Here is a 21,640-nt window from a genome sequence, read left to right as displayed (position 1 = left end):
GGTTGTTAGGTGTATGAAGTCTGATTTTCAGCTAGATGCTAAAGGACTATCTTGTCCAATGCCGATAGTGAAAACGAAGAAGATGATGGCTGATTTACTGGATGGTCAAATTTTAGAAGTTTCTGCGACAGATAAAGGATTAAAAGCGGATATTGCTGCATGGGCTGAAACGGTCGGTCATCAATACATTGGTACGTTAGAGGCAGATGGTGTGCTAAAGCATTATATTCGCAAATGTACAAATGAACAAATAGTAGAGATGACATTTGGTCAAATAATTGATCTAGAGCAGATTACCAATCGTGAGGGATTGATTCTTGATGTACGTGAGGAGGCAGAATTCGCTTTTGGACATATTGAGGGAGCAAAATCTATTCCGATGGGTGAACTAATGGCACGACTTACGGAGCTTGATAAAGAGCAGGAGATTTATGTCATCTGTCGTACAGGAACACGCAGTGATATGGCTGCACAAAAGCTTGCTTCACATGGTTTTACAAAGGTATTTAATGTCTTGCCGGGGATGACATCCTGGACGGGCAATTTAACAAAAAGCATTTAATTAGGAGGAATTTAAGATGTCAAACAAGGTAGCAATCATTGCAAGTAATGGTGGTTTATTTGATGCATATAAAGTGTTTAATATCGCAACGGCTGCGGCAGCTTCTGAGAAGGAGGTAGCCATCTTCTTTACGTTTGAAGGGCTGAATCTCATTCATAAACAAGGGATGCATGTACTACCGATGCCTGCTGGCGCGGAGCATTATGCAAAAGGTTTTTCAAAAGCAAATGTACCAGCCATCCCACAACTGGTGGAAATGGCACAAGAACTAGGGGTGAAATTTATTGCTTGTCAAATGACTATGGATGTCATGGGTTTATCAACAGATGATTTTATTGACGGTATTGAAGTAGGTGGAGCTGTAACTTTCCTTGAGTTTGCCAAAGATGCAGCGCCATCACTAACTTTCTAGTAATTTGTTCTTGAGAGTGGGGAGTGACTATAGCTCTCCGCTATAAAAAACATTGAAATCATACCTATGGGGGTAAAATGTATGTCTATTCAAAAGTGGAGTGCATCACAAGTTGCTAAAAAGGTCATTAATAATGAAGCGCTGTTTATTTTAGATGTTCGTAATGCAGAGGCATTTGAAGATTGGAAAATGGAGGGACATCGATTTGAGTACCTAAATATCCCGTACTTTGAGTTGTTAGATGGGATTGAAGATATTTTACCTAAAATTCCGGCTGAACAAACAGTATTAGTTGTCTGTGCCAAAGAAGGCTCATCATTGATGGTCGCTGAAATGTTGTCTGAGGCAGGTCGTGATGTTGCCTATTTAGCAGGAGGCATGAAATCTTGGAGTGAATATTTAGAGCCGATTAAAGTTGGTGATTTAACAGGTGGTGGAGAGCTGTATCAATTCGTCCGTTTAGGAAAGGGCTGCCTTTCATATATGGTCATTTCTGAAGGTGAGGCAGCGATTATTGATGCTGTGAGATTTACAGATGTATTTACAAGCTTCGCTGAACAGAAGAACGTTACAATTAAATATGTTTTTGATACACATTTACATGCCGACCATATTTCAGGTGGACGCCATATAGCAGAAGAAACTGGTGCAGCTTACTACTTACCACCAAAAGATGCTGAAGAGGTTGTCTTTCCTTATACACCTCTAGTTGATGGAGCCACTGTTCAAATCGGTGCTTCTAAAATAGATGTAGGTGCTATCTATTCACCTGGTCATACAATTGGCTCTACATCTTTTGTCATCGACGGCAGCTATTTATTAACGGGTGATATTTTATTTATTGATTCAATTGGTCGACCTGATTTAGCTGGACTTGCTGAAGATTGGGTTGGAGATTTACGAGAAACACTTTATAAGCGTTATCGCAAATTGTCTGAAGAATTAATAGTGCTACCAGCACATTTCATGATTATTGATGAGCTTAATGCAGATGGAACGGTTGCGAAACGATTAGGAGAGTTATTGGCGCAGAACCATGGTTTAAATATTCAAAGTGACGAGGAATTTAGACGTGTTGTCACGGATCAATTACCTCCACAGCCAAATGCATATCAAGAGATTCGTCAGGTAAATATGGGGAAAATAACACCTGCACCAGATGAACAGACAGAAATGGAAATTGGACCAAATCGCTGTGCTGTCCGATAGCGTATGCTAAAGTGCAATGAGTACGCATGCATGCTTGTAGCGTGTAAATTCCGTGAATGGAAGGCACTCTTCCTTCCTGAAGTTAATAAAGTGGAACCGGCAAAATCGCTTACACCCTTTGTCGGATCAAAGGAGATTACTATGATGTCAAATTTACAACTAGATGCAAAAGGCTTGTCATGTCCCATGCCTATTGTGAAAACAAAGAAGGCAATGGATACATTAGTTACGGGGGAAATCTTAGAAGTTCAAGTAACAGATAAAGGAGCTTTAGCGGATATTCCTGCTTGGGCTAAAGCGGGAGGGCATGTGATTTTAGATCAATCCGAGGTTGCTGGTGTCATTACATTTTTAATTCAGAAAGCATAGAGCTTATTGAGGGTTGTCTATTAACGTAGCACAACCTTCTTTCTCTTTATCTTGATAGATGGGAGCTAGAAAGAAGGAAAAATAAATGGATATTGCATGGATTTTCACCATATTTTTGATTGGTTTTGTCGGTTCGTTTGTTTCGGGGATGCTCGGCATTGGTGGTGCTATTATTAATTTCCCGATGCTACTGTATGTTCCGTCATTATTAGGCTTTGTGGCTTTTTCAGCGCATGCAGTTTCAGGAATTAGCGCAATTCAAGTGCTTTTTGCTTCCTTTGCTGGTGTATGGGTATATCGGAAAGGTGGGTATTTAAATAAATCACTTATTATCTACATGGGTAGTGCTATTTTAATCGGTAGCTTTGTAGGGAGCTTCGGTTCAAAGTTCTTATCAGAATCAGGCATTAACATTGTCTATGGTATCCTGGCATTGATTGCAGCTGTCATGATGTTTATCCCGAAAAAGCAAATTGATGATAAGCCGATGGAGGAAGTGACATTTCGTAAACCACTGGCGATCATTTTGGCCTGGATTGTTGGTATTGGTTCAGGAATTGTGGGGGCAGCAGGTGGCTTTTTATTAGTACCGATTATGCTAGTTGTCTTAGGAATTCCAACACGTATGACCATAGCGACAAGCCTTGCCATTACTTTTCTCTCTTCAATAGGAGGCACCATTGGGAAATTAATAACGGGACAAGTTGAATATTATCCAGCTTTCATCTTAATTGTAGCTAGTCTGCTAGCGGCTCCTCTTGGTGCAAGAGCGGGGAAAAAATTGAATACAAAAGTGTTACAAGCCATTTTAGCGGTGCTGATCGTTGCAACGGCTATTAAAATTTGGGCGGATATAATAGGGGGAGTGTAGCGATGAAAATTGAAGTTTTTTCTGATTTCACATGTCCATTTTGTTATATTGGTAAGCGTGAATTGGAGCGAGCTATTGATGTTGCGGGCTATACAGAGCAAGTAGAAATAGAATATAAAGCATACCAAATAGGGCCAGATACGCCGAAAGTGAATGCCCCCTCTTTTTACGAGGGGATGGCTAAAAAATATGATATCTCGCTAGAAGCTGCGAAAGACATGACGAAGGGCATCGCCGTGAGAGCAGCAGAGATTGGATTGCATTATGATTTTGATAAGATGACAACAGCCCATACAGAAAAGGCTCATCGTTTAGCGAAGTGGACTCAGCAGTTTGGCAAGGCGGCGGCTTATACTGAAGCTCTCATGGCAGGGTATTTTACAGCTGGAGAAGATGTCAACGAAGATGCTTTTTTATTAAAAGTGATAGCACAATTAGATTTAGATATAGAAGAGGCAAAGGTTATTTTAGCAACGAATGATTTTAGCGAGGCCTTAGATCGAGATCGTTATGATGCACAGCAACTTGGTGTGCAAAGTGTCCCGTTCTTCGTGTTTGAAAACCGTTATGGCATTAAAGGGGCAGAGCCAAATGAAGTGTTTGTGCGAACTTTACATCAGGCGGCAGCATTAGCAGGAAATCAACCGACGATAAAGTTGGTGGGAAATGATGGAGCTGCCTGTAATGATGACGTATGTAAACTATAAAAAAGTGTCGAGTACTTGGGTGCTCGACATTTTTTTATTCAGAATGAGCAATATACTACAAGAGGTATTAAGTCTAGTTTTTTGTGTTATAGAACAAAAATAAATGTATAATATATCCATTTTTATCATCTTAACGGTGCTATTTTAAAGAGATGTGAGAAAAATCACATCCAATTAATTGCTATGTTGCTAAAATATAAGAGAGGATACAAAGGGGGGTATTATAGATGAAACCTATAGTAGCAGGAGTAGCAGGGACAGTACTGTTAGCAGGCGCAATTTTTGTTGGAACAATTGTCAGCGATAAAATATCAGTTGATTCGAATGTTGGCGAGCAAGAAGCGACAGTGCAGACGCAATTACCAACAACAGCAGCTGCTCAGTCAGTGGTCTATGCTCCGCCAAGTATTGAAGAAGTACCAGATGGACCTATGAAAGAGGCAATCTTATACGGTTATGAGCTTGTCAATAACACGCATGTAGCGGCAGATGAATATGTAGGAAACCAATTATCTTGCACAAGTTGCCACGCAGGTGCAGGCTATGATGAGCAAACATCGTCGTTAGTGGGAGTAATGGCAAATTATCCACAATATATCGGGCGCTCAGGTAGTATAGTTACGATTGAAGAACGTATTAATGGTTGTATGGTTCGTAGTATGAATGGTAAAAAATTTGAAATGAATAGTGATGAGCTAGAGGCTATGGTGGCGTATTTTGCTTATATTTCTGAAGGTGTACCTATCGGTGCAAAACGTGAATGGGCAGGCACTAGTGATATGAAGAATGTTCCGATTCCAAATGTTGCTGATGGCGAGGAGCTTTATGCACAGTCTTGTATTGCTTGTCATGCTGCTGACGGATCTGGTACTGATGCCAATACTGGTCCAGCGTTATGGGGGGGAAATTCCTTTAATGATGGAGCTGGCATGGCGCGTATGTCGAAGATGGCAGGTTATATTCAAAATAATATGCCGATAGGTGCGGCGGGTACTTTAACTGACCAGGAAGCTTCTGATTTAGCTGCCTTTATTTTGTCGCAAGATCGTCCAGAATGGGCAAACCATGATAAAGACTGGCCAAAAGGCGGACGTCCAAATGACATTATGGATAAAGAAAAACGTGAACAAATTAAAAACGGTACGATTGATTGGGAAAAAGTACTGTCAACAAATTAACAATAAGGGATGCTGTTAAACAGCATCCCTTATTGTGTTGTAAAACAAAACCATCCATAGAATTTTTGCGAAAGGTGAAAATGGATTTCCGTTGCAGGCTACTTGCTTTCCTGTGGGCGAGCGCCGAGCCGCTTCCTCTTTTAGAGGCTCGCCTGTCTCGCTATCCCACGGGAGTCAAGTAGCCTTCCACTCCAACCCATAAATTTAGTAAAGGTTTTCCAATAAAGTGAAGGGTATTCACTACTCTTTATGGAGAGGTGTTGTCACTCATCACTTCTCTATATTGAAAATAGGAGTCTTTCCTTTCTCTAATCAGACAAATAATGGGTTAATTTGTTCACTACGGCTCGTATGAAAGATAAGGAAAAGACACTTTTGCACATGGTTGATTGGAGTGGAGCCAGCGTCACAGATGAGACCTTGGAGCGAATGCAGTGAGTGAAGCGGCTCATCGGACGCCCCCCTTGGAAAGGACACTGACGGAACGGAAATCAACCCCTTACCTTTCAAAATAGCTGCTTCTCCCATTGACATCACCGCATCCCTTTTAGATTAGTTAAAGTTATAGGTAGTTACAATTTTTTCCCTGTTAGTTGTTATATCTGTAAAGTATTCATATAAGCAAATACCAAGGAATGATCCACTGACATTCATGACATTAGAATAGCCATTATTTTGTAGAGTCATAACCGCGTTATAACTTCGTTGACCAGATCGGCAATGTACATAAACAGGCTGATCCTTTGGTATCTCATTCATTCGTTCTCGAAGTTCGCTTAAAGGTATATGGTGGGCGCCAATGAGATGACCAGATTCGAATTCGTTCTTTTCACGTACATCTAAGAAAAAGGCTTGCTTTTCAATGAGTGGCCTAACTTCATCCACTTTTATTTGTTTGAAGTTCCCGTGTAATTGGTTTTGTGCTACAAGTGCTGCCAAATTTACAATATCACGTGCAGTGCTAAACATTGGAGAATAGGATAATTCTAGTTCCTTCAAATCTTCTAAAGTACCGCCCATTGTGATAAGAGTGGCTATAACGTCTATTCGTTTATCTGCATTCCCTTTACCAACCGCCTGTGCACCAAGAACCTTTCCAGTTGGTGTTTCGTAAATGAGTTTAAAGTGAAGCGGATTACTATTTGGCATTAATCCTACTTTGTCTGGTGCAATTAAATAAACACTTTTTGCTTGAAAGCCATTTGCTAGAGCTGTTTTTTCGTTCAAACCTGTTGCAGCACATACAAGGTCGAAGATTTGTACGCTCGAAGAACCAATAACCCCTTTGTTATGCTGTGGGATACTATACATATGGTTAGCTGCGGCGCGTGCTTGTCGTTGAGCAGGACCAGCTAAAGCTAGACGCGTTTGTTTATGAGTAAGCTGATGGAATACTTCAATAGCATCTCCTACAGCATAGATGGAAGGGTCAGATGTCACATAATTAGCGTCCACTCGGATACCCCCTAGTTCACCAATAGCTAGCCCAGCTTCTTTAGCTAATTTGGTTTCAGGGCGAACACCAATGGCTAATACAACTGCTTGTGCTTTTAATTGCTTGCCTGAATTTAATACCACATAATCGGGTGCAACTTGTGCGAGGCCGTCGTTCACAATGACTTGAACCCCTTTGTCAGCCATTTCCTTGTGTAATATTTGAGCCATGTCATAATCGAACGGTGCCATAATTTGTTGACCGAATTCGACTAGTGATACATTAAAGCCTGCAAGCTTTAGATTTTCTGCTACCTCTACACCAATGAAGCCTCCGCCAATTACAGCAATATCTTGCACATTATCCGTTTGTAGATAACGGTTTAAACGGTCAATATCCACCACATTTCGAATAGTAAAGACATGTTCAGAATGAATACCTTCTAAGTTTGGAACGATAGGACTTGCACCAGGCGACAGAACTAACGTATCGTAACTTTCCTCATAATCAGCACCAGTTTTCAAATCCGTAATCGTGACGGTTTTTTGCATGCGGTTAATACGTATAACTTCTTGTTGAACACGAGCTTCAATATTGTATTTTGTTTGAAAGGCTTGAGGTGTCATTAAGATTAATTTATCGCTATTGTCAACAATCCCGCTCAAATGGAACGGTAGGGAACAATTAGAGAAAGAAACATTCGGACCTTTCTCAAACATAATAATTTCTGCTTTTTCATCAAGACGACGTATACGTGCCGCTGTTGATGCACCACCTGCAACGCCACCAACTACTATAAATTTTTTACTCAAAGTAAACACTCCTTTTCAAAATACATATTAGGGTATTTGGATACTATTAAATAAGGGTTTAATTTCTAATGATTGATAATTTATATAGGATGAATACTATAAATCAATAATATACCTATAAGGGTATATTATCAAGCAGTACATATTATAAAATTTCAGAGATATTCCTTGTAAAAGAAAGTTAGGGCATAAATTTGCTATACTAGCGGTAGTAGGAATTGGAAATGACACAGGGGGTGACACTGTTGATTTTTTTGAAATTTTTAATTCAAATCCTCATTGTATCGGGTTTGATTTATATTGTGAGCGGACGATTAATTGGTTCAAATATTAATTTTGTTCGCAGAGTGCTATCGGTCGTCATTAGTGTGACACTAACCTCTTTTGTTTACTGGTATTCTTATTTACGCCATACAGATTTTTTGTCTGAAACGATGATGCAGACAGTGACAGAGGTTAGCACACTTATTTGGATTGGTAGTATGCTACTTATCTCGATGTTGCTTTATTTGGTTTTTGAGTTATTTGATCCAAGCGGTATTACGGCTGGAGATCGTCGTAACGGTCAAAAGTCCTTGCTATTGCGTCTGCGAAGCTATTGGCGACAGCAGAAACGTTTGCGACAGGTGTTAAAAATTGCTGTTACAAACGGTGTTGTGCAAACAATTAAATATGCAAGGCAGCGGGAAAATGAAAAAGAGCTTGCGATTGCACTACGAGCAACTTTAGAGCAGTGTGGTGGGATTTTTATTAAATTTGGACAGGTCCTCTCTACACGTAAAGAATTATTTTCACCTATTTTTATTGATGAGTTAGAAAGATTGCAACATAGTGTGAAGCCTTTACCAGCAGAGCAAGTTACACAAATTTTAGAGAGTTCACTTCCACAACCTATGGATGAAATCTTTAGTCATTTTCAAATGGAGCCCATTGCAGCAGCGTCAATTGGCCAAGTGCATAAGGCACGACTCAAAAATTATGAAGAGGTTGTCGTCAAGCTATTGCGCCCAGAAGTAAAAGGGATTATGCGTGATGATCTTGAAATTTTAGAGGAATTTGCTAATTGGCTTTCAACAAAATCGACTTGGGCAGAGTCATTAGGCTTTCGGGAGTTAGCGGGTGGGTTTGCCGATGGACTACGTGAGGAAATTCATTTAGATATTGAAGTGCGTAACACATTACAGGTAAAGAATGCGCTAGCCAAAAGTGATTATAAGGTGCGAATTCCTAAAATTTATACAGCGTATAGTAATGAGAATATCATTGTGATGGAATATATTCGTGGACAAAGTGTGGCGGATGGGGCATCAGAATTCAAACGTTTATCTATTGATCGTAGGCACTTTGCCAAAACGGTATTATATTCTTTCTTTGAGCAAATGCTATTCTCAGGTATTTTTCATGCAGACCCACATCCAGGTAATATTCATATCGATGAATCGGATGGCACACCCGTTTTGCTCGATTTTGGAGCCGTTGGACGATTAGGAGCTACACAGCAAGAAGGCTTAAAGCTATTTTTGATGGGCATTCAGCTTAATGATTCAAGCGTGTTATATGATGGCCTAACATTATTAGTGGAAAATGCTGATCATGCAGAACGCGCAAGAATGGAGCAGGCCATCGATCAAATTTTATTAAAAATCTCCTATGTTGATCGCATACCAACTGAAGAATTGATCCATGCGCTCTTTACAGTGGTAAGAGATTTTGGACTTGCATTTTATCCTGCTGTAGGATTGGCTCTCCGGTCCTTGGTGACGCTAGATGGCACATTACGGGTCATTGATCAACGTTTCGATATATTTACAGAGGCAAAGGATTTTTCTGCTACATATATGCGTGCGTCTTTCCTAAAGCCATTTAAAGAACCGATGGCAACAAAAGAGCGACTGCAGGAGGAACTATCCATGCTGATTCCCACTTTGCGAAAAATGCCAAGAAGGGTAGATCAACTCATTCAACGGGTTGAAAGTGGGAAAATCATTTTACATCATGATATATTCTCGGATGAACATAATGCACGTTTTATCACACATCTGTTTTCTCGATTTGTTCTGCTTCTAGTAGGGATAACATTTGGCATTATATCTGTCGCTCTTTTAGCCATCTCACAATTTATTCATGATTCGTATGCGGTATATTTAAACACAGCCGCTTATTTAGGTTTATTTTTATGTGCAATTTTGTTAGTGAGATTATCTATACAAGCACTGAGATCGATGAAGCAGTAGGTAGGGATTGATTCCCTACCTCATGTTGTTGAAAAAGGTGATGTCAACGGCAGAGACGGGTGGGGGGTTCCGCCAGCGCCTTTTCCAGGGGGCGTCTTATGAGCCGCTTTACTCACTGCGTTCGCTCTAATTAACCATGTTCAAAAGTTTCTTTTCCTTATCTTTCATACGAGCCGTAGTGAACAAATTAGCCCATTATTTGTCTTCTTAGAGAAAGGAGAGGCTCTTATTTTCAATGTGGAGAAGTGCTGAGTGACAACACCCCTCCATAAAGAGTAGTGAATACCCTTCACTTTATTGGAAAACCTTTACTAAATTTATGGGTTGGAGTGGAAGGCTACTTGACTCCCGTGGGATAGCGAGTCAGGCGAGCCCCTGCACAGAGTGATAGCGGAGGAAGCGGCTCGGCGCTCGCCCACAGGAAAGCAAGTAGCCTGCAACGGAAATCCATTTTCACTTTTCGCGAAAATTCTATTGGTGGTTTTGTTTTTCAAACATTAGTAGGTAGGGATTGATTCCCTACCTTTTTCATTGAAATATTTGAATAAAATATTACAAAAACATTACAAAGTGATGTGTAGGTCTAATGTCGAATCAGCTAATAGTAGCGATAGGCAGAATAAAGTGGCGTTTTGTAGAATAAAGTAGCTTTCTTGCAAATATTACAGAAATATTTCGAGTTTTACTAATGTATTAAATAGACATGAAATAGTATAAAAGTTATGCTGAAAATGCTAAACTTTAAAAGGCTAAAATAAATATAAGAACATTTGATTAAAATAGAATCGTTCAAGTGATTACATAGAATATCTAGAGCGAAATTGACAGATGAAGGGGAATGAAGATCAGTGGGTAAGCGCAATAAATGGCGTAAGTCGATGGTGCTAGCATTAGCACTAGCTGGCGGCTTATTATTTAATACAATTCAACCAACAGAAGTACATGCCGAAGAAACTTCTCAACAAATGATTGAGAAAAAGGCTGAAATTGATGCACAAGTTAAAAAATTACAAGAAGAATTAACAAAGTTACAACAAGAGATCGACGCAAAGGTGAAAATATTTAAACAGGTACAAGCTGATATTAAAGAAGTGGATGCTAGTATTGTTGAAACACAAAAACGTATCGAGCAACGTTCTAAAATTTTAAGTGAGCGTATGGCTGCATACCAAGCACAAGATAATACTGTAGGCGTTTATTTAAATGTCGTTCTTGAAGCAAAAAGCTTTGCCGATTTAATGGATCGTGTCGTAGCGGTCAAAACATTAATGGATGCTGACCAAGAATTGGTAGATCAACAGGAAGCAGATAAAGCAAGCTTAGAGCAACAAAAAGCTACATTAGATGAAAAACAAAAAGAGCTTCAAAAGCAATTCCAAGAGCTTCAACAAAAGGAAAGCGAAATGGAAGTGAAAAAGGCTGAAAATGAAGCGAAATCACTTGCATTAAAAGCTCAAATTGCAACGAAACAAGAAGAAGAACGTTTAGAGGCAGAGCGTAAAGCAGCTGAAGAAGAAGCAGCCCGTTTACGTGCGCTACAAGCAGCAACTCCAGTTGTACAAGCAACTCAAAATAATGATGGCGGCGTGCCACAAAAAATTGTTATGGGCTCAGGAGCTGGTACGGCTTCTTCAGGAGATGCTATTTCAACAGCTAAACAATTCCTAGGACGTCCATATGTCTGGGGTGGTAGTAACCCATCGACAGGCTTTGACTGTTCAGGTCTTGTACAGTGGTCATACAAACAAGCAGGTGTTTCTTTACCACGTACAGCATCACAGCAGTATTTAGCAACTCAACGTATCTCAGCAAGTGAAGCACGTGTTGGAGACTTAGTATTCTTCAGCTATGGTTCTGGTGTAGCTCACGTAGGTATTTACTTAGGGAACAACACAATGATCGATGCTCAAAACAATGGTATCGTAATTGAATCACTTGATTGGTGGAATCAATACTTAGTAGGCTTTGGTCGTATTCAATAAGCCTCTATATTTAATAGACGATTGACATGATGAAAAGGTCATCTTTGTAGAGAAAAAATATACAAAGATGACCTTTTTTATTTTGCTTTAGTGTTCATCTACCTCCTTTGTCGAGGAGAGATGAACACTTATTTTGCATTTCCAGTGGTTTAAGAGGAGCATTAGAGGTAAGCTCGAAGCGTAATGACTTTGCATTAAATTTTAAAATTTAGCTTAATGACACCTGTCTCTTTTAAGGCAATAAAGAAAATGATAACAAATGGGCCAACGAGTAAACCGATGATACCAAATAACTGTAGACCAATGAACATGGCAATTAATGTTGGCAAAGTGGATAAGCCAATGTGGTCGCCCATTAGTTTAGGCTCGACGACACGACGAATAATAAGTAAAATAGCAGCTAAGATGAATAATTTTACAGCGATAGCTGTGTTTCCCATTAATAGATGGTATAGTCCCCATGGGGCTAATATAATAATGGACCCTAGGAAAGGAACGATATCTATTAACCAAATAATAATGGTCATCGTAACTGCATATTTCGGTTGGATTAATAGTAATCCAATAAGTGTGACGCCACCTATGATAAAGCTTACAAATAAGTGTGCCTTCATATAACCGAATGTTGCATCTTTTAAACGATTTAAGATGATTTTTATTTTCTTTGCTGTGTTAGGCTTTAAATATTTATAAGTGATTTCCTTTAATTTGGGCAAATCAAGCATAAATAGGAATAAAGCAATCATATAAACGAGAAGACTGATAAATAGGCTTGGAATCTCTGAAAAGAATGCTGAAACTTTGTTATAATTAAAGAAGCTTAAAAAGGATTCTTCAACTTTCTTTATGAAATCCATAGTGGTTTTTTGAAGCGAAGCACTTACTTCAGGTGGAAAGTCCTCTGTGTATTTAGAAATATTTTCTTGCATATGAAGCCACATATCTGATAGCTTGGAAATATAATAGGGAGCTTGCTTTGACAATATAATTATTTGCGACATAATTTGTGTAATGGATATATAGCAAATAATAGAGATAACAATAACACTCACTATGTATATAAAAGCAACTACAATTTTCCTTGACATTTTCCATCGCCTTTTAAAGAACATAACAATGGGTTCTAAGAAAAATGCACTGACACCAGCAAGTATTATAGGCATGGATACAGGGATTACAAAATAGGCAGCTACAAGTAGAGAAAGAATCACAATCAATCGGAAAATCATTTTCCTAGCATTAAATTTATTCATAAACTCACCTTCTTTGAGAAAAAAATTAAGTTAAGTGTACCATAAATCAAATTTTATTACGTTCTGAAACAATAAAGGTAGGGATAAATTATGGAGAAAGAGATTTTGCAACTTTTTAATAATCTAACAGAGCATGACCGCGATATTGAATCTTACGAGGAACTAATAAAAATTCTGCAGGAACCCGTAGATTGGACATATGCAGTCTGGGAACAGCTTGTACAAGCACTTACATACAAAGATGGTCATGCACGTGCACGTGCTGCACAAATTTTATGCGCCTTAGCCGCAAAAAGTGACCCAGAAGAAAGGGTATTGGAGGATTTTTTAAAGATTTGGGCTGTGACTTATGATGAACGATCCGTTACAGCTCGAAATGCATTACAAGCTATTTGGAAAATTGGGCTAGCAGGTCAAGTACAAAGTGACTTAGTGGTGTCTTATTTAGCAAAGAGATTTCAAACTTGTTTAGATGAGAAGCATCCGACTCACATTCGCCATGATATTATTGTATCTTTTAAAAAGCTATATGACGAGACAAGTGACATAAAGTTATTAGACATTGCCCATCGTTTAATTAATGAAGAGCAGGACGTTAAATCTAAACAGAAGTATAAGTCAGCCATCCGTTCAACGTAACGAGATGGTGTTTTTTGTGCAAATTATTTGGTAAATTATTGAATAGTCAACTATAATAAATGAAAAAATAAAAGGGGTTAAGACATGAGCATTTATAATTATTTAGTACGAAAACCTAATGGTGAAATTTTATCCATGGAAACATATCGTGGAAAAACGATGCTAATTGTCAATACGGCGAATCAATGCCGATTTACATATCAATTTGATGACTTACAAAAAATGTATGATAAATATGGGAAAGATAATTTTGTCGTTCTAGGATTTCCTTGCGATCAATTTGGTCATCAAAATCCTGAAGATGGCGAGGAGACTACGCATCTTTGTAAAGTGAATTATGGCGTTACCTTCCCAATTTTTGAGCTTGTACAAGTAAATGGAGAGACTACCCACCCATTATTCAATTATTTAAAACATGAAGTGGATTTTCGAGAGTTTGGCAAGGCGAGCATGCAGGAAAAAATGCTTGCTGAGGCAATTGTTCAACTTGCCCCTAACTTTTTAGATGGTCGTAATATTCGCTGGAACTTTACAAAGTTTTTAGTAGATGCTAACGGCAAGACCGTTGCACGCTTTGAACCAACAGATTCACAACTTGATATTGAACAGGCAATTGAAACTATACTATAAAATAGTTTTGTTTATCTTATTCTTTAGAAATGGTGACGATCCATTCAAAGCACAGCTATTTTTTCCTATTAATATATGATAAACTGCTTTACAAGTGAATTATTCTTGCAGAATAAAGGTGCTAACAAGCATAATCGGGAATTCGGTGAAAAACCGAAGCTGTTTCCGCAACTGTAAGTACAGCTAGTATAAAGGTTTACCACTGTCTTAACAGAGATGGGAAGGTACTTTATCACACATTCGTTTTTTATGTAATGAACTGTACAAGCCAGGAGACCGACCTTTGTTTGAACGTATAAAAACTTCTCGGAAGCTAGGAGGATATACGGCAAATACATAGGCTATGTCATGTTAATTTGGCCATTATTATGTTATTTTCGTCGTTCCTTTGCGTAAAGGAGCGGCGTTTTTTTATGCAAGAATTTTCATAATGAAAAGTGGGGGGATCGCAAGTGAAAAAAGATGCACGTTATTCTTGTTATCCATTTATGCGTGAAAAAGCTTCGACGGTTGATTTTGAGATTCGAACAGACAGTCTGACTACGCATTTGGGAGTTGCTTTAGCTGCAGTTAAGAAAGAGGATGTACAAGCTGTTGTAGAAGATTTAATAATTATTTTACCTATGGCCTACCATGTCAATGGCTCGGTTCGTGGAAAACTAGCTGTAACAGAAGAGGATCTTGCTTGGTTAAGTGAGCGCTATGATTTTTATGTTCGTCATGTGAAGGAAGAGATACAAAACTTTGTCTTACCTCAAGGTACAGAGGCTGCCGCTGCTCTACATCTTTGCCGTAGTGAAGCAAAAAAATCATATCGTACATTACACAAAGTATCGGATGAACGAGAGGTTCCAGCTATTCTTTTTGATTATTTAGGCCTATTAGCCAATGTCTGCTTCGTTATGGCTGTCTTTATGAATCAACAAGCAGGGATAGCTGAAATACCATTTATTAGTAAATCATATCCGATGAAAAAGAAAAAGGAGAATAATAATGAAGAAATTATTTAATGTTCAATGGCTAACAGTACTCTTCCTTGCAATGATTTTAGCAGGTTGTGGTACTTCGGTAGATACTAAAAATAAAGACGCTTCACAGGATACACAACAAACAGAGCAAACAAACTACAAAGTGACAGATGATCGCGGTGTAGAAATAGAGTTTAAAGAAGTACCAAAAACAGTTGTATCATTGCAACCAAGTAATACAGAAATTTTATTTGCTCTAGGTGTTGGTGATAAAATCGTAGGAGCAACTGAGTATGATACTTACCCAGAGGAAGCACAGAAAATTGAACGGGTTTCTGATTCTGTGAATTTTAACAGTGAACGAATCATAGCGTTGAAGCCAGATGTTGTTATAGCTTATACGATTGGTGATAAGGAAGCAATGAAACCACTTGAAGATGCTGGAATCAAAGTGTTTGTTATTCAATCAGCAGCTACATTCGATGATGTTTATGGTGACATCGAACAGATCGCAGCTGTAATGGGTGTTGCAGATAAAGGAAGTGAAGTAAACGAAGAGATTAAAGCGAAATTAGCTGACGTTAAAGCAAAGGTGAAGGAAGTAAAAGCACCGAAAAATGTTTATTTAGAAATTAGTCCTAAACCCGATATTTATACAGCAGGCTCTGGTACTTTCCAGCAAGAAATACTAGATGCAGCCAATGTTAAGAATGTTTTTTCTGACTTGAGCAGCTGGGCACAAGTTTCTGAGGAAGATGTCATAGTGAAAAACCCAGATGTTATTTTAACGACAGTAAACTACACAGAGGATCCAATAGGTGAAATACTTGCACGTGATGGATGGAATACAGTGACAGCAGTTCAAAATAAAGCAGTACAGACTCTTGATACAGATATCTCTAATCGACCTGGCCCACGTATTGGGGAAGCCGTAGAACTAGTAGCAAAGGCTGTCTATCCAGAGTTATTTAAATAAGAAACCATTCAAGGCTAGCTGTATACTGACAGCTAGCCATTTTTATGTGGGTTGTTATTTCCTAGTGTGAAAATTGGAATTAATTGAGTTAGTTCTATAAAATAAAAGTAAGAGTGCTCGATAATTTTAGGAGGTGTAGTAATTGGAACAGTTAGAGACAAAGATAATTCCATTTGAGGCAGTTTATAATTTTCGAGATATGGGGGGATATAGGACAAGGGATGGGCGCATTGTCAAGAACGGTTTATTTTACCGCTCAGCGGCTCTTGGGAAAATGACGTTGGCGGATAAAGAGCTATTTGAAACATTAGGGATTAAAACCATTTTTGATTATCGTGATAATAATGAGGCACACCATAATCCTAACCCTATGTTCTCACACGCTCAATATATTCAAATACCAGCGAAGGGCAATCATACATTTGAAATGCCTACAAATGCTGGTGGTAGAGATTTTTATAAAGCAGTAAGCCCCGAAATGTTCCGAGATTTTTATGCACAGATGCCGTTTAATAATCCTTCTTTTAAAGAGTTAATGAAAACCATACAAAATCCTGACAATTTGGGTCTTGTCCACCATTGTGCAGTTGGTAAGGATCGCACAGGTATAGGGGGAGCTCTTATTTTGCTAGCCTTAGATGTACCTGAGGAGACGATTATGGAAGACTATTTAAACACGAATATCCATTTACGTCCAATGGTAGACAGAATGGCACAGGCTATTCAACATCAATATAATGAGCAAGAATTACAGCAATTCTATGCATTAATGTCTGCTCGAGAAGACTATTTACAAGCAGCATTGGATGCTATGGATTACCATTATGGCTCAAAGACTAAGTTTTTAGAGCAGGAGTTTGGCCTAACTATTGCTAGACGAGAGCAATTGCAAGCTTATTGCTTAACATAACAATGACCCCTTTCACATATCTGTGTGAGAGGGATTTTTTATGTGGAAGCGCTGTCTTCCTATAAACCTCTTTACAGTCTGAAAATTTATGATAAGATACAATAGATTTTTAAGAAAAATATAGGAGAAGTGAAAGTATTGGCAGAGACAATGAAAGAGACAAATAAGTTAAGTCTATTCCATTTAACATGGCCTATTTTCTTAGAAGTATTTCTATTTATGTTAATGGGATTAGCCGATACTTTTATGCTCAGTGCTTTATCAGATAATGCTGTATCCGGAGTAGGTGCAGCCAATCAATATATCCATATTGCGATCTTGATTCTTGAAGTGGTAGGGAATGGTGCATCCATTGTCGTTTCACAGTATTTAGGTTCAAGACGTTTTTTTGAAGCAGCGAAAATATCTGCTTTAGCTGTCACAATGAATTTGGTTGTTGGACTGTTAATGAGTATTCTATTTTTCTTCTTTGCAAAACATTTAATGACTATGATGAACTTGCAGGGAGAAGTACTTCACTATGCACAAAGTTATTTAGTTATCATCGGGAGTTTTATTTTTCTACAGGCTATTATTAATGCACTTGCTGCAATTATTCGTGTACATGGTTGGACGAAGCAAACGATGTATGTATCACTTGGCATGAATATCTTGCATGTTGTGCTAAACTATGGTCTGATTTTTGGGAATTTAGGTTTACCAGAGCTTGGTGTAAAAGGAGCGGCTATTTCTTCGGTCATTAGTCGAGGATTAGCAGTACTAGTGTTTTTCTGGTTGCTCTATCAAGTGATGGAAGTACGCGTGAAGCTACACTATTATTTTGATTATTCTAAGGAATATGTAAGGAAAATATTAAACATTGGTTTACCTTCTGCCTTTGAACAGGTACTTTATCAGTTTTGTCAGATTGTCTTTTTATATTATGCGACATATTTAGGAGCAGAAACACTGGCAGCACGACAATATGCTATGAATATTTCGATGTTTACGTATTTATTTGCGATTGCCATTGGTACAGGAACAGCTATTATTATCGGACGTCATGTGGGGGCAGGGAAGAAGGATGAGGCATACCATCAACTATGGATAAGTGTCCGTGCGGCATTTGTTTTTACGATTATTATGGTTGCAGTCGTTACGATTTTCCGCAAACCACTCATGCATGTTTTTACCGATAATCCAGATGTCATTACTATTGGAGCATCCGTGTTAGCCCTCAGTATTTTGCTAGAGACTGGCCGTACAATGAATATCGTTGTCATTAACTCTTTACGTGCTTCTGGAGATGCCAGATTTCCTGTGAAGATTGGTTTTCTATCGATGGTTTGTATGAGTCTTCCGCTTGGTTATTTATTTGTATTTATATTGGATTGGGGCTTGGTTGGAATATGGCTAGCTATTTCAGCAGATGAATGGGTACGTGCAATTATCGTATACTTTAGATGGAAAAGCCGTAAATGGGAGCGATTTGCCCTCGTTTCACCGAATGAACAGAAGGAGGCATAGAAATGGGAGCATTATCTAAACGTGCGATAGCGGCAGCATTAATGGAGCAATCTATCACACTTTTTGCTTGTCCTGTATGTCAGCAATCGATGCATGTCTATGAGCAGGGAAGATTGGTTTGTCCTGCTAACCATTCTTTTGATATAGCTAAGCAGGGCTATGTCAACATGCTGACACATAGCGCTGCTTCTAAATATAGCAAAAGTCTTTTTGAATCTCGTAAGGCAGTGATTGATAGTGGGATTTATGATGCTGTAGAAGAAAAAATTAGTAAGCTTATAGCCTCTGCAAAAACAGTGCTTGATACTGGCTGTGGAGAAGGATCACATTTAGCTCGTATTATGACAGACATAGACAATGGCATCGGTGTTGGTATCGATATAGCAAAAGAGGGCATATTGGCAGCAACACGTCATTATCCACAACAAATTTGGTGTGTAGGTGATTTAGCCAAAAGTCCATTTGCGCAAGAAAGCTTTGATGCAATATTAAATATTTTATCGCCCGCAAATTATGAGGAATTTAAGCGTCTTCTTGCCCCAGATGGCTGTCTTGTAAAGGTTGTACCACAAAGCGGCTATTTACAGGAACTGCGTGCCCAATTATATGCAGATTCGAGCAAGGAAACATACTCTAATGAACAAATTGTTGCCCGTTTTAAAGATAGCTTTAGTGAAGTTATAGTAGAACGTGTAACCTATACTTTACCGCTTGCAGAAGAGCTTGTGCCGGCGTTATTAGAGATGACACCGATGGGCTGGCATAAAAAAGAGGAAACGGCCATTGTATTAAATGAAATTACGATTGATGTAGATCTATTAGTAGGGAAAGTTTAAGAGGGCCACCTGCAATTGCAGTATACTGGTCTTTTCGATTACAATGGGAATAACTATTGAATAAGGTAGGAATGTAACAGTGTATAAATTAGCAGCTAATGTTGTCAAAGTAATATTAAAATTAATGGGTTCAAAGGCTCGTGTATATGGAGAAGAAAACTTGCCAAAAGATGGTGGGTATATTATAGCTTGTACACATACAGGCTACGTCGATATTTTAAACCTTGGTGTAGCCATGTACCCTCGTGAAATTCACTTTATGGCGAAGAAGCAATTATTTGAAATGAAAGGGCTTGGCTGGCTTATTGAGCGTTTAAATGCCTTTCCGGTGGATCGTGATAATCCTGGACCAAGCGTGATTAAAATTCCTTCACAGTTATTGAAAGAAGGTAAAATTGTAGGGATTTTTCCCTCTGGTACTCGTAGCTCAGAAGGAACGGATTTGAAGCAAGGAGCGATTACGATTGCACAGCTAGCAAAGGCGCAAATTGTTCCAGCTGCATATGTTGGCGCGCGTAATGCTGGCGATGTAATGAAGCGTGGCAAAGGCTACTTAATCTATGGTGAGCCATTTTATGTAACAGGGAAAGGGAAAGAAGGTCGTGAGCAATTTACACAACATCTTGAACATGAGCTAATTTCTTTAACGGAAGAATTACAAAAACGTATTGCAGTCAAATAAAGAGAAGCGGCACTCAGAGTCACATAGATTTTGAGTGCTTTGTTGTAGGAGGAGAAACATGATTCGAGTACTTTTCGTTTGCTTAGGTAATATTTGTCGCTCTCCCATGGCAGAAGCCGTCATGCGAGAGTTAGTAGAAAAAGAGCATTTAGGAGATAAAATTGAAGTGGATTCTGCTGCCACAAGTTCATGGCATATTGGTGAACCTCCACATCAAGGTACATTGGATAAGCTTAGAGAAAATGGTATTTCCACAACAGGCATGCAAGGTCGACAATTACAACGGGCTGATTTTGAAAAATTCGCTTATATTATCGGTATGGATGAAAGCAATATTCGCAATATCCGAACGATGCTAGGCGATCCGCGCTCACCAAAGATTTTTCGTTTTCTAGATTTAACGGAACATCGCAAAGACGTCCCTGATCCATATTATACGGGTGATTTTCAAGAAACCTATGATTTAGTGCAAGAAGGCTGTCAGGCATTACTAGCAAAAATAAAACAAGAGCTGTTGTAAAGTGACACTAAAAAACGAAAATTTTAACAGCTATTTCTTCAGAAAATATTAGCTTAAACATTGGTATATATAGCTTTGTAAGCATCATTGTGTTATTATTTGCAGAGTAAAGATACGATAAGTATTTAATTACCATTTACAGATGTGCAACTGCGTATCTATCATTTTTATAAACTTATATTTGAAAGAGAGTGGAAACAATGGGTCGTAAGTGGAACAACATTAAAGAAAAGAAAGCGTCTAAAGATCAAAGCACAAGCCGTATTAATGCAAAATTCGGGCGAGAAATTTATGTGGCAGCTAAATCAGGCGAACCAGATCCAGAGTCAAACCGTGCACTTAAAGTAGTGCTCGAACGCGCGAAAACATACAGTGTTCCAAAACATATTATAGAAAAAGCCATCGATAAAGCAAAAGGTGGCGGCGATGAAAACTTTGATGAATTACGTTATGAAGGCTTTGGACCAGCCGGCACAATGATTATTGTGGATGCTTTAACAAACAATGTGAATCGTACAGCATCAGATGTTCGTGCGGCATTTGGTAAAAATAACGGGAACATGGGTGTCAGTGGATCTGTCGCTTATATGTTCGATTCAACTGCAGTTATTGGCTTAGAAGGTAAAACGGCTGATGAAGTACTTGAAATTTTAATGGAAGCAGATCTTGATGCTCGCGATATTTTAGAAGAGGATGACGCGGTTATTATTTATGCGGAGCCAGATCAATTCTTTGCGACACAAGAAGCGTTAAAGGCTGCAGGGGTTGCAGAATTTACAGTAGCAGAGCTTTCTATGCTACCTCAAACAGAAGTTGCCTTAACTGGCGATGATGTAGCTAAGTTTGAAAAACTAATCGATGCATTAGAAGATTTAGAGGATGTACAAAATGTCTTCCACAATGCAGATTTGGGCGAATAAATCGATAAATGAAGTGAGTAAACCAGTAG

The 21,640-nt window shown here is 38.7% G+C and carries 21 protein-coding genes and 1 riboswitch; of the genes, 19 read left to right on the top strand and 2 right to left on the bottom strand.

Going from position 1 to position 21,640, the window contains the following annotated elements:
* Positions 1–13: 13 nt before the first annotated feature.
* The 7 genes from MHI22_RS14275 (at position 14) to MHI22_RS14245 (ending at position 5,308) form a co-directional block, all read left to right on the top strand.
* Complete coding sequence (locus MHI22_RS14275) at positions 14–562, top strand: sulfurtransferase TusA family protein (RefSeq protein ID WP_340812280.1); 549 nt, start codon at positions 14–16, stop codon at positions 560–562.
* Between the two features lie 16 nt (positions 563–578).
* The gene (locus MHI22_RS14270) at positions 579–974 is read left to right on the top strand and encodes a DsrE/DsrF/DrsH-like family protein (protein WP_036128567.1); all 396 of its coding nucleotides are present in this window, start codon (positions 579–581) and stop codon (positions 972–974) included.
* An 81-nt stretch (positions 975–1,055) separates the two neighbouring features.
* Positions 1,056–2,183 carry an MBL fold metallo-hydrolase gene (locus MHI22_RS14265; protein WP_036128565.1) on the top strand — a complete coding sequence of 376 codons (1,128 nt, stop codon included), beginning with the start codon at positions 1,056–1,058 and terminating at the stop codon, positions 2,181–2,183.
* Between the two features lie 141 nt (positions 2,184–2,324).
* A complete protein-coding gene (locus tag MHI22_RS14260; RefSeq protein ID WP_036128590.1) occupies positions 2,325–2,552 on the top strand; it encodes a sulfurtransferase TusA family protein in 228 nt (75 codons plus the stop codon).
* A gap of 85 nt (positions 2,553–2,637) precedes the next feature.
* Positions 2,638–3,423, top strand: a complete 786-nt coding sequence (locus tag MHI22_RS14255) for a sulfite exporter TauE/SafE family protein (RefSeq protein WP_036128563.1) — start codon at positions 2,638–2,640, stop codon at positions 3,421–3,423.
* A gap of 2 nt (positions 3,424–3,425) precedes the next feature.
* Positions 3,426–4,130 (top strand): DsbA family oxidoreductase, encoded by a 705-nt coding sequence (locus tag MHI22_RS14250; RefSeq protein ID WP_058843909.1) that lies wholly within the window; start codon positions 3,426–3,428, stop codon positions 4,128–4,130.
* Positions 4,131–4,357: 227 nt separating this feature from the next.
* Entirely contained in the window at positions 4,358–5,308 is a 951-nt protein-coding gene (locus tag MHI22_RS14245; RefSeq protein WP_101966894.1) for a c-type cytochrome, read from the top strand.
* 552 nt (positions 5,309–5,860) lie between these two features.
* On the opposite strand, the gene MHI22_RS14240 is transcribed toward MHI22_RS14245, so the two are convergent.
* Complete coding sequence (locus tag MHI22_RS14240; RefSeq protein WP_101966895.1) at positions 5,861–7,555, bottom strand: FAD-dependent oxidoreductase; 1,695 nt, start codon at positions 7,553–7,555, stop codon at positions 5,861–5,863.
* 245 nt (positions 7,556–7,800) lie between these two features.
* On the opposite strand from MHI22_RS14240, the gene MHI22_RS14235 reads away from it, so the two are divergent.
* Both MHI22_RS14235 and MHI22_RS14230 read left to right on the top strand, forming a co-directional pair.
* Positions 7,801–9,789, top strand: a complete 1,989-nt coding sequence (locus MHI22_RS14235; protein ID WP_101966896.1) for an ABC1 kinase family protein — start codon at positions 7,801–7,803, stop codon at positions 9,787–9,789.
* Positions 9,790–10,637: 848 nt separating this feature from the next.
* Positions 10,638–11,771, top strand: a complete 1,134-nt coding sequence (locus tag MHI22_RS14230) for a C40 family peptidase (protein ID WP_280139373.1) — start codon at positions 10,638–10,640, stop codon at positions 11,769–11,771.
* A 194-nt stretch (positions 11,772–11,965) separates the two neighbouring features.
* Here the strand turns inward: MHI22_RS14230 and ytvI are convergent, their stop codons facing one another.
* Positions 11,966–13,024 (bottom strand): sporulation integral membrane protein YtvI, encoded by a 1,059-nt coding sequence (ytvI, locus tag MHI22_RS14225; protein ID WP_036128518.1) that lies wholly within the window; start codon positions 13,022–13,024, stop codon positions 11,966–11,968.
* A 90-nt stretch (positions 13,025–13,114) separates the two neighbouring features.
* Between ytvI and MHI22_RS14220 the strand changes: the two genes are divergently transcribed.
* The 10 genes from MHI22_RS14220 to MHI22_RS14175 all read left to right on the top strand — a co-directional run bounded on the left by MHI22_RS14220 (position 13,115) and on the right by MHI22_RS14175 (position 21,611).
* On the top strand, positions 13,115–13,663 hold the full coding sequence (locus MHI22_RS14220) for a hypothetical protein (RefSeq protein ID WP_036128516.1): 549 nt from the start codon (positions 13,115–13,117) through the stop codon (positions 13,661–13,663).
* 84 nt (positions 13,664–13,747) lie between these two features.
* Positions 13,748–14,293, top strand: a complete 546-nt coding sequence (locus tag MHI22_RS14215; RefSeq protein ID WP_036128514.1) for a glutathione peroxidase — start codon at positions 13,748–13,750, stop codon at positions 14,291–14,293.
* Positions 14,294–14,392: 99 nt separating this feature from the next.
* Positions 14,393–14,592, top strand: a riboswitch (cobalamin riboswitch).
* Between the two features lie 153 nt (positions 14,593–14,745).
* Positions 14,746–15,303 carry a hypothetical protein gene (locus MHI22_RS14210; protein WP_089933771.1) on the top strand — a complete coding sequence of 186 codons (558 nt, stop codon included), beginning with the start codon at positions 14,746–14,748 and terminating at the stop codon, positions 15,301–15,303.
* Positions 15,287–16,237, top strand: a complete 951-nt coding sequence (locus MHI22_RS14205; protein WP_340812275.1) for an ABC transporter substrate-binding protein — start codon at positions 15,287–15,289, stop codon at positions 16,235–16,237. The genes MHI22_RS14210 and MHI22_RS14205 overlap by 17 nt, the downstream gene beginning before the upstream one ends.
* Before the next feature lie 142 nt (positions 16,238–16,379).
* The gene (locus tag MHI22_RS14200) at positions 16,380–17,147 is read left to right on the top strand and encodes a tyrosine-protein phosphatase (RefSeq protein ID WP_036128509.1); all 768 of its coding nucleotides are present in this window, start codon (positions 16,380–16,382) and stop codon (positions 17,145–17,147) included.
* Between the two features lie 150 nt (positions 17,148–17,297).
* Positions 17,298–18,653: an MATE family efflux transporter gene (locus tag MHI22_RS14195; protein ID WP_101966905.1), complete on the top strand. Its 1,356-nt coding sequence runs from the start codon at positions 17,298–17,300 to the stop codon at positions 18,651–18,653.
* Positions 18,654–18,655: 2 nt separating this feature from the next.
* The gene (locus MHI22_RS14190; RefSeq protein WP_036128503.1) at positions 18,656–19,489 is read left to right on the top strand and encodes a putative RNA methyltransferase; all 834 of its coding nucleotides are present in this window, start codon (positions 18,656–18,658) and stop codon (positions 19,487–19,489) included.
* 79 nt (positions 19,490–19,568) lie between these two features.
* Positions 19,569–20,171 (top strand): lysophospholipid acyltransferase family protein, encoded by a 603-nt coding sequence (locus MHI22_RS14185; RefSeq protein ID WP_036128502.1) that lies wholly within the window; start codon positions 19,569–19,571, stop codon positions 20,169–20,171.
* A 58-nt stretch (positions 20,172–20,229) separates the two neighbouring features.
* Positions 20,230–20,691 (top strand): low molecular weight protein-tyrosine-phosphatase, encoded by a 462-nt coding sequence (locus MHI22_RS14180; protein ID WP_036128500.1) that lies wholly within the window; start codon positions 20,230–20,232, stop codon positions 20,689–20,691.
* Positions 20,692–20,891: 200 nt separating this feature from the next.
* The gene (locus tag MHI22_RS14175) at positions 20,892–21,611 is read left to right on the top strand and encodes a YebC/PmpR family DNA-binding transcriptional regulator (RefSeq protein ID WP_036128496.1); all 720 of its coding nucleotides are present in this window, start codon (positions 20,892–20,894) and stop codon (positions 21,609–21,611) included.
* The last annotated feature ends 29 nt before the right edge of the window (positions 21,612–21,640 follow it).

Origin of the sequence: Lysinibacillus sp. FSL L8-0312 (assembly GCF_038003285.1) — a bacterium.
In the GTDB taxonomy this organism is placed as follows: Bacteria; Bacillota; Bacilli; order Bacillales_A; family Planococcaceae; genus Lysinibacillus; species Lysinibacillus fusiformis_D.
The sequence above is the reverse complement of the archived record's forward strand: the minus strand, read 5'-3'. Positions and strand labels throughout refer to the sequence as shown.